At 34.9% G+C, this 13,892-nt stretch carries 12 protein-coding genes; 1 reads left to right on the top strand and 11 read right to left on the bottom strand.

Annotation, left to right across the window (positions count from 1 at the left end):
- The 11 genes from AACZ49_RS10335 to AACZ49_RS10285 form a co-directional block, all read right to left on the bottom strand.
- A complete protein-coding gene (locus tag AACZ49_RS10335; protein WP_339654271.1) occupies window positions 1-1,587 on the bottom strand; it encodes an NADP-dependent glyceraldehyde-3-phosphate dehydrogenase in 1,587 nt (528 codons plus the stop codon).
- An 89-nt stretch (window positions 1,588-1,676) separates the two neighbouring features.
- Entirely contained in the window at window positions 1,677-2,942 is a 1,266-nt protein-coding gene (gene ilvA / locus AACZ49_RS10330; protein WP_339654268.1) for a threonine ammonia-lyase IlvA, read from the bottom strand.
- 170 nt (window positions 2,943-3,112) lie between these two features.
- Window positions 3,113-4,588, bottom strand: coding sequence for a ketol-acid reductoisomerase (gene ilvC, locus AACZ49_RS10325; protein WP_339654265.1), 1,476 nt, complete (start codon window positions 4,586-4,588; stop codon window positions 3,113-3,115).
- 38 nt (window positions 4,589-4,626) lie between these two features.
- Window positions 4,627-5,145: an acetolactate synthase small subunit gene (gene ilvN / locus AACZ49_RS10320; protein ID WP_339654262.1), complete on the bottom strand. Its 519-nt coding sequence runs from the start codon at window positions 5,143-5,145 to the stop codon at window positions 4,627-4,629.
- Window positions 5,146-5,195: 50 nt separating this feature from the next.
- Window positions 5,196-5,783, bottom strand: a complete 588-nt coding sequence (locus AACZ49_RS10315; RefSeq protein WP_339654260.1) for a class I SAM-dependent methyltransferase — start codon at window positions 5,781-5,783, stop codon at window positions 5,196-5,198.
- A 9-nt stretch (window positions 5,784-5,792) separates the two neighbouring features.
- The gene (gene ilvB, locus AACZ49_RS10310) at window positions 5,793-7,526 is read right to left on the bottom strand and encodes a biosynthetic-type acetolactate synthase large subunit (protein WP_339654258.1); all 1,734 of its coding nucleotides are present in this window, start codon (window positions 7,524-7,526) and stop codon (window positions 5,793-5,795) included.
- Between the two features lie 93 nt (window positions 7,527-7,619).
- Entirely contained in the window at window positions 7,620-9,296 is a 1,677-nt protein-coding gene (ilvD, locus tag AACZ49_RS10305; protein WP_339654255.1) for a dihydroxy-acid dehydratase, read from the bottom strand.
- A gap of 444 nt (window positions 9,297-9,740) precedes the next feature.
- Entirely contained in the window at window positions 9,741-10,580 is an 840-nt protein-coding gene (locus tag AACZ49_RS10300; protein WP_339654253.1) for a biotin-dependent carboxyltransferase family protein, read from the bottom strand.
- On the bottom strand, window positions 10,573-11,310 hold the full coding sequence (gene pxpB / locus AACZ49_RS10295; RefSeq protein ID WP_339654250.1) for a 5-oxoprolinase subunit PxpB: 738 nt from the start codon (window positions 11,308-11,310) through the stop codon (window positions 10,573-10,575). The genes AACZ49_RS10300 and pxpB overlap by 8 nt, the downstream gene beginning before the upstream one ends.
- Window positions 11,297-12,049: a 5-oxoprolinase subunit PxpA gene (gene pxpA, locus AACZ49_RS10290; protein ID WP_339654247.1), complete on the bottom strand. Its 753-nt coding sequence runs from the start codon at window positions 12,047-12,049 to the stop codon at window positions 11,297-11,299. Before pxpA ends, pxpB begins: the two co-directional genes overlap by 14 nt.
- Window positions 12,050-13,243 (bottom strand): Nramp family divalent metal transporter, encoded by a 1,194-nt coding sequence (locus AACZ49_RS10285; protein ID WP_339654245.1) that lies wholly within the window; start codon window positions 13,241-13,243, stop codon window positions 12,050-12,052.
- 195 nt (window positions 13,244-13,438) lie between these two features.
- Here AACZ49_RS10285 and AACZ49_RS10280 point away from each other — a divergent pair, with 195 nt between their 5' ends.
- Window positions 13,439-13,885 (top strand): hypothetical protein, encoded by a 447-nt coding sequence (locus AACZ49_RS10280; protein ID WP_339654243.1) that lies wholly within the window; start codon window positions 13,439-13,441, stop codon window positions 13,883-13,885.
- Window positions 13,886-13,892 lie beyond the last annotated feature (7 nt).

Genomic DNA, 13,892 nt, shown 5'->3' with positions numbered 1-13,892 from the left:
CTATAAAATATAATCTGTACTAACAAAATTTGAAAGTTTCACTTCTAACAATTGTTGTATAATTTCAGTATTCAACTCATTATCCTTAAAAGCCACAAAGGTTCGAATAGAAAAAGAGCGTAAAGCATCGTGAACACTTAAGGTTGCTTGCGCTGAATCTTTTCTTCCTGTAAACGGATATACATCTGGGCCTCTTTGACATGAGCTATTCAAATTCACACGACAAACCAAATTAACCAAGGTGTCAATTAATGGCGAAAGTGCGTATACATCTTTACCAAATAAACTTACTTGCTGACCATAATTACTTTCGGCCATATCATCTAAAGGTTCTTCAATATCTGTAAAAGGCACTATAGGTATTATTGGTCCGAATTGTTCTTCTTGATACACCCTCATATCTTTAGTCACAGGATACAAAACAGCTGGCCAGATAAAATTATCGAATTGTTTACCGCCTTTTGCATTTAATATTTTCGCTCCTTTTGCAAGTGCATCATCAATAAGTTCTTGAATATATTCTGGTTTTCCCGGTTCTGGTAACGGGGTTAATTTTACACCATCATCCCAAGGATTTCCAAATTTTAGTTCATCGACCTTTTTTGCGAAGCTTTCATTAAATTTCGACCTAATATCTTCATGAACATATACCACTTTTAATGCTGTACACCGTTGACCGTTAAAAGATAAGGTACCTGCCAAACATTCATTAATGGTCAAATCTAAATCTGCATCCGGTAAAATAATAGCTGGGTTTTTAGCTTCTAAACCTAAAACCAAACGTAAACGGTTACTCTTTGGATGTTGTTCCTGTAAAGCGTTGGCAGATTTACTATTTCCAATTAATGCAAGAACATCTACTTTTCCTGTCTGCATAATAGGAGCAGCAACTGTTCTTCCTCTACCAAAAACAACATTGACAACACCTTTTGGAAAACTTGTTTGAAATGCTTCTAATAAAGGTGTAATTAAAAGCACCCCATGTTTAGCTGGTTTAAAAATGGTGGTATTACCCATAATAATTGCAGGAATTAAAAGGGCAAAAGTTTCATTCAACGGATAATTATAAGGTCCTAAACATAAAACAACACCTAATGGCCCTCTTTTTATATGTGCATATACTCCGTCGTGCTTTTTAAACTTTGCAGCATCACGATCTAGTTGCTTATAGTCTTCAATGGTATCTTCGATGTATTCAACTGTACGGTCAAATTCCTTTTGAGAATCGGGTAACGATTTACCAATCTCCCACATTAATAATTTTACAACCTCTTCTCGTTTAGTCTTCATTTTTACCACGAAAACTTCCATGCATTCAATACGGTCTTTAACATGCATCGTTGGCCAAACACCTTGACCACGATTGTATGCCTTTAACGCACCATTCAAAGCATCTAATGCTTCTGTCTCTTTTAAATCAGGAATACTACCCAATAGCGTTGGCTTATATTCACTAGTTGAAGAAATAGTTGAATAAACATCCGTTGTTTCTCCATTCCATTCCTTTAGTTCACCATCAACTAAATAATGTCTTTGATCAATAGTTGATGTTATTTTATATTCTTCTGGTATTTTAAAATCGCTCATTATTTTTCTTCTATTAAAAATCTAATTGATAACTCATTGATTGATTTCTAAATCTTAATATAAATTTAATCGTATTATTTAAATATAGCTTAAACCAAATATTCAAACAAATCAGGTTTATCGTTTATATAATCCCCATAGAAATTGTTAGTCTTCATACGCTCTATTAATGGTTGTAAATCTTCAGGAGACTTAAGTTCAATACCTACCACTGCCGGAGCATTCTCTCTACTCGATTTCTTTGAGTATTCAAAATGTGTAATATCATCGGTTGGCCCTAAAATATCAACAACAAATTCTTTTAATGCACCGGGTCGTTGGGGAAATCTAATAATGAAATAGTGTTTAAGTTTACCATACAATAAAGCTCTCTCTTTTATTTCTGCAGTTCGGGTAATATCATTATTACTACCACTAATGATACAAACTACATTTTTACCTTTTATTTCATCTTTGTAATCATCTAAAGCTGATATTGTTAAAGCTCCTGCAGGCTCAACTACGATAGCATCTCTATTATAAAGTTCTAGGATTGTTTGACAGACCTTACCCTCATCAACAGTTATCATATTTTCTAAATAATAACTACAAATAGGAAACGTCAACTCACCTACCTTTTTAACAGCGGCCCCATCAATAAACTTATCGATTTGCTCAAGTGAAACAACCTTTCCTGATTCGATAGATGTTTTCATTGAAGGGGCACCTTTAGGTTCTACACCAATAATTTTGGTCTTTGGTGACAATTCACTAAAAACACTTATAAGTCCTGCTGCTAAACCACCACCACCAATACAAACGAAAAGATAATCGATGGGTGCCTTGGTTTGCTCTATTAACTCAAGCCCAACAGTAGCTTGACCTTCTATTATTTTAGGGTCATCAAAAGGATGTACAAATATTTTTCCAGTCTCATGGCCGTACTTCTGTGCAGCCATTGAAGCATCATCAAATGTATCACCTTCCAAAACAATTTCTACCCAATCGCCACCGAATAAATTCGTTTGTTCAACTTTTTGTTTTGGCGTAACCGATGGCATATAAATGGTGCCTTTTATCTTCAAATGAAAACATGCAAATGCTACACCCTGTGCATGATTACCAGCACTTGCACAAATAACACCTTTAGCCCTTTCTTCTTTAGAAAGAGAGCTTATTTTATTAAATGCGCCTCTAATTTTATAAGAACGAACCCTTTGTAAATCTTCGCGCTTTAAACGAACCTGACAATCATATTGTTTTGAAAGCCTAATACTTTCAGTCAAAGGGGTTACCTCTGAAATTTCAGAAATAATCTTTGCAGCATTTCTTACATCATCTAATTTTGGAAAATAAGTTGGCTTCTTCCCTTTCATATAATTTACTTTTTCCACTAAACTAAATCGTAAATAAAACGATAACCATCTCAAAAACTTAAATTGTCCGCCTAAGAACATTCGATTAATACTACAACACCAAAACGGATTGCAATTTTTCGAATGTACTCAACCGGACAATTGGTATGACTACGTTTGATTTAAAAAATCTAAACTATAGGCTTCATTGCAGTCATTGATTCACGTAAACGTGCACCAACGATTTCTACCGGATGCTGACGTAATGCTTTATTAACAGCAATTAATTTAGCATTATCTACTCCATTATCCATTCCTTCAGAGAAGTTTGTACCGATAACATCTGTGTCGATATTTTTCATGAAACCTGTTAAAAGTGGTTTACATGCATGATCAAAAAGATAACAACCATATTCAGCTGTATCAGAAATAACACGGTTCATTTCGAACAATTTTTTACGAGCGATTGTATTTGCTATTAATGGAGTTTCGTGCAATGATTCGTAATATGCAGATTCAGCTATAATACCTGATTCCGTCATCGCTTCAAACGCCAATTCAACACCAGCTCTTACCATTGCAATCATTAATACTCCATTGTCATAAAATTCTTGCTCAGTAATTTCTTGATTACCCGCAGGTGTTTTTTCAAAAGCAGTTTCACCTGTAGCCGCTCTCCAAGTTAAAAGATTTTTATCATCATTTGCCCAATCTTCCATCATTGTTTTGGAAAAATGACCTGTCATAATATCATCCATATGCTTTTGAAACAACGGACGCATAATATCCTTTAATTCTTCTGATAATTCAAATGCTTTTATTTTAGCAGGATTTGAAAGACGATCCATCATATGTGTGATTCCACCATACTTCATTCCTTCGGTAATCGTTTCCCAACCATATTGAATTAATCTAGAAGCATAACCTTCATCAATTCCTTTCGCGACCATTTTATCAAAGCAAAGAATAGAACCTGTTTGTAACAAACCACAAAGAATGGTTTGCTCACCCATTAAATCTGATTTTACTTCTGCAACGAATGAAGATTCCAATACACCAGCTTTATGACCACCTGTACCAGCAGCATAAGCTTTGGCTTGCTCTAATCCTTTTCCTTCTGGATCATTCTCTGGGTGTACCGCAATCAAAGTTGGTACACCAAAACCTCTTTTATATTCTTCACGCACTTCTGAGCCTGGACTCTTTGGAGCTACCATGATTACTGTCAAATCTTTACGAACTTGAGTACCTTCCTCAACAATATTAAAACCATGAGAATAAGAAAGTGTAGCACCTTTTTTCATTAAAGGCATAACTGCACCTACAACAGCAGTATGTTGCTTGTCTGGTGTTAAGTTGATTACCATATCTGCACTAGGTATCAATTCTTCATAAGTACCAACCGTAAAACCGTTTTCTGTAGCATTAATAAAAGACTGTCTTTTCTCTTTTATCGCAGCATCACGAAGCGTATAAGCGATATCTAAACCAGAATCTCTCATATTCAACCCCTGGTTAAGTCCTTGTGCACCACAACCTACGATAACAATTTTTTTGCCTTTTAAAGCATTTACACCATCTGCAAACTCAGACGAATCCATAAATCGACATTTTCCAAGTTGCGTTAATTTATCTCTTAATGATAGTGTATTAAAATAATTGGCCATTTTATATTTACTTTAATTAATTATTGATTTAATTCTTTTTAAAATTCTTTAAGTATTGCAGAAATTTCCATAACATCTTTAGTGACAGAAATTCGACCAGAACGTACAAATTGCATTATACCGTAAGGTTTCAATTGATCATGCATTTCATCAATTTCACTTCTTCTTCCACTTTTAGCGATCACAAAGAAATCTCTTGAAACTGTTACAATTTGAGCATTATTATCTTTAATTATATTTTGAATTTGACGTTCATCGAAAAGTAGACCAGATGCAATTTTAAACAAAGCTGATTCTTGATAAATTGTTTCATCATCGGTATGATAAAATGCTTTAATCACTTCTATTTGCTTTTCAATTTGACCTACAATGTTATGTACCCATTTTTCTGTAGTATTCACAACAATAGTAAATTTAGACACATCGTCTATCTCTGACTTAGAGACGTTTAAACTCTCTATATTAATATGTCTCTTTAAAAATATTCCTGAAATCCTATTTAGTAATCCAACATTATTTTCTGAATATACTGATATTGTAAACCATTTATTTTCCATAAGCCATTTTCCTTTTCTTTTATGCAAAAGAATTTTATGGGATCGTTTAATTAATTTTTATTTTTCTTTACTGCCATGATCAAACCAGTTGACCAATTCATTTTTGTTAACTGAAAATCATCACGCTTCTCTAAATAGGCTGTCAATTCAACTACATTAGCTTCATGTCCCTCAGGCCAGTTAGGTTGCTTTGTCATATCATCGATAATGTAAAAGCCACCAACTTTAACTAAGCCTAAAACTTCTTCGATCTCGCTATATTTTCCTGGCCATGCGTCTGCAAAAATTAAATCGAATTTTTCGCCAACATATTCTTTTATCCATTGTGATCCGTCCTTACAAATCAATTCGATTCTATCATCTTCACCGAAGTAACTATTTGCAATTTCTGTCAACTCTTTGTCATTATCTACCGATATCAACATAGAATCGCTATCCATACCTTCAATCATCCAAGAAAGACTTAAGCCTATGCCTGTTCCAATTTCCAAGAACCTTCCGTTAGGTTTCGAAGTTATTAGTGTTTTAAGAAAGCTACCTACATACAAATCAGAAGGCATAGTAAATCCTATTTCTTCAGATTTACGAACTATCTCCGTGTGTATTTTTGGAATATCCTGTATATTGGTGGCATTCATGACATTTGGTTATTTCAATCTAATTTCAGAAACCGAAGCACCCGAAGGAATCATTGGGAACACGTTATCTTCTTGTTCAACTTTCACTTCTAAAAAATATGGTTCTTTAGAAGCCATCATTTCTTGAATAGTCGATTTTAAATCTTTACGTTCAGAAACTCGCTTTGCTTCAATACTATACCCTTCCGCTATTTTAACAAAATCGGGGTTCACCATAACAGTAGAAGCGTATCTTTTTTCAAAGAAAAGCTCTTGCCATTGACGTACCATTCCTAAATGCTCATTGTTCAAAACAACAATCTTAACTGGAACTTTATGTTGAAAAATAACACCTAATTCTTGTATAGTCATTTGGTAACCACCATCGCCAATGATAGCAACCACTTCCCTTTCCATTGCTCCCATTTTAGCACCGATAGCAGCAGGTAGCGCAAAACCCATAGTTCCTAATCCTCCAGAAGTTATATTACTTTTTGTCTGTGAAAATTTAGCATATCTACAAGCAATCATTTGATGCTGACCTACATCAGAAACTATAACCGCCTTATTATTTGAGGCTAAATTAATCTCCTCGATTACCTCTCCCATGGTTAAACCCGGTTTCGTAGGGTGAATATCATTCGTTATAATCGTATCGAACTCAATCTGATATTTTTCTTTGAATTTATTGTGCCAAGCCTCGTGCTTATTTTCTTTTATCAGTGGAAGAAGTAAGTCTAAAGTTTCTTTAGAATTACCTAACACCGCTACATCGGCACGTACATTTTTATTAATTTCCGCTGGGTCTATTTCAAAGTGAACCACTTTTGCCTGAGTTGCATAATCTGCCAATCTGCCTGTTACACGATCGTCAAAACGCATTCCTATAGCCAACAAAACATCACATTCGTTGGTCATTAAATTAGGGGCATAATTACCATGCATTCCTACCATACCAACATTTAATGGATGGTCTGAATCTAAAGCAGAAACACCCATAATAGTCCATGCTGCTGGTATACCAGCTTTCTCCACCAATTGTTTAAGCTCATTTTCAGCTTGACCAAGTATTACACCTTGACCCCATACAATGAATGGTTTTTTAGCATTATTGATTAAATCAGCAGCAGCCTCAATAGCACTCATTTCTGGTTTCGGCACCGGCTTGTAACTTCGTACGCCCGTACACTTCTTATATGAGAAATCAAATTGTTCAATTTGGGCGTTCTTGGTAATATCTATTAAAACCGGACCTGGTCTTCCCGACTTGGCAATATAAAATGCCTTCGCCATAACCTCAGGTATTTCTGAAGCTTCGGTTATTTGATAATTCCATTTAGTCACAGGAGTTGAAATACCAATAATATCAGTTTCCTGAAAAGCATCGGTACCCAATAACCCTCTTGTAACTTGCCCAGTTATACAAACCATTGGGGTAGAATCTATCTGCGCATCTGCAAGACCTGTCACTAAATTGGTTGCACCAGGGCCAGAAGTTGCAATTGCAACACCTACCTTTCCTGAAACGCGAGCGTACCCTTGAGCAGCGTGCGTTGCACCCTGTTCGTGTCTTGTAAGTATATGTGTTAATTTATCTTGAAATTTGTATAATTCATCATACACGGGCATAATTGCACCACCTGGGTAACCGTACATTGTTTCCACACCTTCTGCCAACAAACAATGAATCAATGCCTCTGCTCCAGAAATCTTTATAGCTTTCTTAGAATCTGTACTTTTTTTCTTCTCTTTTACTGTTTCCATAATTAATGTTCAAATTCAAGTAATGTATCAAAACCTACACCTACCCGACATTATATTGCACCTAGCACTAATTAAAAGTATATTACTTACTACCTAAAATTCATCTGTAACACAGCCTTGTGAAGCCGATGATACCGTTCGAGCGTATTTATATAAGCTACCTCTTTTCACTTTCAAATCCGGCTGTACCCAAGCTTTTCGTCTTGCTGTTATTTCTGCATCTGTAAGATTGACCGAAATCTCATTTTTATCAGCATCGATTGTAATAATATCACCATCTTTTAACAATCCTATAGTTCCACCATCTTGAGCTTCTGGAGATACATGCCCTACAACAAAACCGTGTGTGCCGCCAGAAAAACGACCATCTGTTATCAAAGCCACATCCTTACCGAGTCCGGCACCCATAATAGCTGCAGTTGGTTTCAGCATTTCTGGCATACCAGGTCCACCTTTGGGACCTTCATAGCGAATAACGACTACATCACCTTTTTTAACTTCTCCTTTACCAATACCTGCATTTGCAAAAAATTCGTCATTGTACACTTTTGCCGGTCCAGAGAAATACAATCCTTCTTTACCTGTAATTTTAGCAACCGAACCTTCAGTCGCCAAGTTTCCGTAAAGTATTCTTAAGTGCCCAGTAGCCTTAATCGGATTGCTTAAAGGTCTTATTACTTGTTGATGTTCCAATAAACCTGGAACCTCAGCTAAATTCTCAGCAACAGTTTTACCTGTAACTGTTAAACAATCGCCATGTAACATTCCGTTTTCAAGCATAAACTTCATAACAGCAGGCACCCCACCTACACGGTGAACATCTTCCATAAGAAATTTACCACTTGGCTTTAAATCAGCCAAAAATGGTGTTGTATCACTTATTTTTTGAAAATCATCTAAAGTAAACTCAACATCAGCAGCCTTAGCTATTGCCAAGAAATGTAATACTGCATTAGTTGAACCACCCAACAATGTCAACAAACGCACTGCATTTTCGAATGATTTGCGCGTAATAATATCACTAGGCTTAATATCTTTTTCCAATAAGTTTTTTAAAGCCTTACCAGATTCAATCGCATCATTTTGTTTTTGTTTTCCTATTGCAGGATTTGAAGAATTATAAGGCATTGCCATACCTAATGCTTCGATCGCAGAAGCCATGGTATTTGCGGTATACATACCTCCACAAGCGCCAGCACCTGGGCATGCATTTTGGATTACCCCTTTATAATCCTCTTCATTCATGGTACCTGCTACCTTTTCCCCCCAAGCCTCAAAAGCAGAAACAACATCTAGCTTTTTATCTTTGTAGCATCCAGATGCTATAGTGCCACCATACACCAATACAGAAGGCCTATTCAATCGAATCATTGCCATTAGTGCACCTGGCATGTTTTTATCACAACCAACAACAGTAACCAATCCATCATAATTCATAGCTTGAACTACTGTTTCCATAGAATCGGCAATGATATCCCTAGAAGGTAAGGAATAACGCATACCATAAGTACCCATAGAAATACCGTCACTAACACCAATAGTATTGAACACTAGACCTACTAAACCACTTTCATTAACCCCTGTTTTAACCTCTTGTGCCAAATCATTCAAGTGCATGTTACAAGGGTTACCTTCATAACCAGTACTACCAATCCCAATTAATGGTTTTTTTAAATCATCTTCGGTTAAACCTATGGCATATAACATTGCTTGAGCTGCCGGTTGCGTTGGATCCTGGGTAACATTCTTACTATGTTTGTTCAATTCCATAATATAATTCTAGTATGCTTATCTTGATTACTTAATTGTATTAAACCAAAGATAAAAGTTTATAAAAAATTCTAATTTTAACAATATTTGACAATACAAATTCATTTCCCATAAAAATCAATTAAACTATTGATTTACAATTACTTAGATTGCTATTGTATACCATATTCAATACTTCAAAACTATTTGATATTATTTTTAAACTATAAAAAAACCTGTATCAAAATAGTTTTGATACAGGTTTTTCTAAACAATGAAAAGCTATATCATCCCAAACTTGGAATGACTATGACCACATTGCTATTTAAAAAAGATAATTTCATATTACAATAGTACATAAAATACATTTACTAAAAAAGTATGATAACAAATGAAATCAAAACTATTCCATAAGCAGTAATACACAACTTACATTAATTATAAATTTTACGAGAATTGAAAATATTATATCATTTTAAAATTCACTTTATCTCCGCCTCTTTTTTGTGCCAAAACACATATAGCCTTATCCGTTAACTGAAATACTCTTGGGTAACCACCGGTAGTTTGCCCATCTTTCATCAAAATAATTAATTTGCCCGTTGGGGTAAGTTGCACAGTACCTGGTAATGTTGCCGATGTTAACATTGACATTTCATGCGAAGAAATATTTTCTTTAATTTGATATGCCATTCTATTGTTCTCATGAGCAACTGTAAATGACCTGGAAAAAATCTCTTCTAAATGTCTATCGGTCAATAAATTAAATTCAGGACCTTTACTCACTTCTAATTTATGATCATCTAAAAAACAATCAACTTTAATTTCTGAAATTTTAGGTTGAAACAATTTATTATAAACAAAAGGAACGACATCATTGTCGCGTAGTCTATTCTCTTTGGTAATAGGCTTATAAAACGACCTACTACCTAATATCTCTTTACAAGTAAATCCTCCTCTAACTCCTAAATACGACCTAAACCCTCTATCTAATCGGCCGAATGATAGAATATCCCCAACTTCAATCTGGTATACTTTATAATTCCGAATAGGTGAATTATTTAAGGTAGCTGACATCTCTGCACCGCCTAATGCCATATATGTTTCCTCTTCAAACATGAGAGTTGGCCCGGTCATGGTAATCTCTAAAACCGCAGAAGAAATTTCATTTTCCAACAATGAATTTACTTTAAATACAGTCATCTCATCCATTACACCAGAAACTGGAACACCTTTATTTCTATAATGAAATCTACCTGAATCTTGAACTGTAGAATAAAATCCTGCTTTTAGTACTTTAAGCATTTAACTTGATTTTTTCCGGTTTATAAATACCAACTTCGGCCTCTATCTTATGTAAATCATACTCTGCTCTAGAAATTTCATAAAACTCAATTTTATCACCCACATTAACAAAACAAGGATTTTCTTTTGTAGCATCGAAAATTGGAACAGAACAATTGCCAATAATATTCCATCCACCAGGCGATTCTTGAGGATAAATACCTGTTTGCTTACCAGCAATACCAACAGCACCTTTAACAACCTTTGGTCTTGGAGTTGCTTTTCTAGGTACTTCTAAATCTTTCAACAAACCGCCTAAATACATAAACCCAGGTAAAAAACCTATACTATATACCGTATATGTTGTTCCCGTGTGCATTGCTATAATCTCGGAAATAGACTTGTTAAGTTTTTTTGCAACCTCTTCAAGGTCTAAGCCAAAATCTAAATCGTATGAAACAGGTAATCTCCATAAATACCGAACTGGTTTTTTGATCTCTTTTAACTGGGAATATCCGACGTTTATATCCTTTGAGGTATTCTCAAAATCAATCGTCCTTTTTCTATTTACTAGTAGAAGAGAATTGTAGGAAGGTACCATTTCCCAATCCTTATCGGTTAAGATGTTTGACCTTATGTAGGTTTGAAAACATATTATAGTTTCTAAGATATGTTCACTTACCTCATTGGGCCATTCAATTAGAACAGAATGTACACCAAAGGGCTTTATATTTATTTCAGGGGAATTCACGGTATAGTTGTAGATTATATTCTGGTAAATGCTCTGTAATATACGTCAAAATTTGAAAAGCTGATGGGGTATCGCCATGAATACAAAAGGTATCTGCCTGAATCGGAATTTTTTCACCGGTGACCGTTCGAACCAGATATTCATTACACATCAGAACCAAATGCTGTAAAACCTCTTTTCCATTTGTTATTAATGCCTTGTCCTGTTTTCTGGAAACTAAACTTAAATCATTATTGTAGTTTCTATCGGCGAAGGCCTCTTTCATTATATTGAAATTTTTAGCTTGTGCTAATGCTTCAATTACACTACCATAGGGTACATACAAAATAACATTACTCCTATAAGATGAAATGGCGGTTAGAAATACATTAGCTAAATGCTCGTTTTTGATAATATCATTATAAAGTGCACCATGAGGTTTAATATGATGAAGTTTCACCTCAAGTTCATTACACTCGCTTATAAATAATTTCAATTGATTTTCAATACTCTTAATTAAATCATTATCGGATATACTCATAGAAACTCGCCCAAAATTATCTCTATCAGGATATGAAGGATGCGCACCAATTCTAACATTGAATTTCTCTGCTAATTTCAAACACTGCCTAATGGTTACTTTTGAACCTGCGTGACCCCCGCAAGCTATATTACAAGAACTTATCATTGGAAATAAATCGGCCTCATTACCGACACCTTCACCAACATCACAATTGATATCAATTATTTTATTAACCATTTAAAATAATCCTAGAACAGTTAAAATACTTTTAGCGCCCAATAAAATTGAAAGCAGAATAATAGCCAACCCTAAACAATTTTGCATTAAGGTGTTTTTATATTGCCCCATAACACCAACCCCATTTACTACCCACAATAAAAATATAGCGATGATGGGTAAAAGTAATCCGTTCGTGATTTGAGCAAATTTTATTATTTCTATCGGTTTAATATCAAAGGATAGAAAAACTACGCCTAATACTAAAATCATTATCCATATTGATCGAAACCTGGCGTCTTTAAAATTAGCCTTCCATCCAAAACAACTATTGGCGACATATGCAGCAGCTAAGGGAGCTGTAATTGCAGAAGTAATACCGGCTGCCAATAAACCAATTCCCATAAAATAGAGCGCTGCAGAACCGTAAAGCGGCTCTAATGCTTTTGCCATGTCCAAGACATTGTTAACTTCTGTACTTTTTATAGCAGCAGCAGATATTATTATACTTATAGATACAAGTCCGCCTAATATAATAGAGACCAACGTATCTCTCTTAGCAAGTTTTAAATCTTTTTCTGATTTCCACTTCTCACTCACCAAGGCGGCATGTAAAAAAAGATTATATGGTACTACAGTAGTACCCACCAAAGCTATAATGGTCAAAATACCGCCCTCTGGGATTGCTGGCACTAACAATCCCTTAACTAATTGCCAAAGGTTAGGTTGTGTTAATACTGCAGTCATTACAAAAGACAAGCTCATTATTAGAACCAAAAATAAAAACACCTTCTCTAAGGCTTTATAACTTCCAAAATAGAGCAGCAAAAAAGCTAAAAATCCCAATATTACTGGATATAATTTACTGTAGTCTAAGCCAAAAAGGGCTTCCATACCCAAAGTCGCCCCACCGATATTGCCAGCTTCATATGATGCATTCCCTATTATTATAGCAGAAAATATAAGTGCAATTACACTATTTCTTATCCAAGGATTTTTAAGCTCTTGTTTAATAACATCGGCCAGTCCCTTTTGTGTTATAATACCCAACCTTGCAGACATCTCTTGAAGTACATAGGTCGCAATTATAGATAAAATCATGGCCCAAAGCAAACTAAACCCAAAAACTACTCCTGCAAGAGTACATGCGGTCACTGTTCCCGGACCAATAAATGCTGCTGCAACGAGAACACCTGGTCCTAATTTCTTAAACATGAATTAAAATTATCATTAATGTAAATATAATCTCAAAATATGAATTGGCTCACCATAGATTGAATCAATTTCACCACAATTTTAACATTTCAAAATGCAGTTCGTCTAAAAGTTAGACGTCATTCATCGAGGTTACATACTATTCTTAAAAAATTGAGGTTATTAATATCCCCGAACCTTAAACTTAACCTATTAATGATTTGTTTAGAATGTAAAAAAGAACTTAGTTATTTAGATCATAAAAACGCCATGGAAAGTGCTGGTGTAGAACTCTGCCTCAAGCATCATGAGCGTATTGAAAAATTAATCAAGAAAAATGACACACCATTAGAAGCTATTCAACTTTACTATGCGCTTAAAGAAGCTGGCGTAAACTCGATGCTTGAATGGTGGGATGGTAAGAAATCAATAGATATCGCTATTTCTCGTGTAAAACTCAATATTGAAATTGACTCACAATATGATAAACTGACAGAACATGAAGCTATTAATAATTTAGAAGAAGCAATGCACGCTTTTAAGAATGGCTTTACAACTATTCGAATTCCTCATATTGTAGTACGGTACTACTTAAACGAAACCGTAAACAATATCATTGGGATTATGGAGGGTCTAAAAGCAAATATCAAGGTAATTAATTAAAAAATAT

The sequence above is a fragment of the uncultured Maribacter sp. genome (assembly GCF_963975365.1).
GTDB lineage: Bacteria > Bacteroidota > Bacteroidia > Flavobacteriales > Flavobacteriaceae > Maribacter.
Note: the sequence above shows the minus strand (reverse complement) of the source record. Positions and strands in the feature narration are given on the sequence as shown.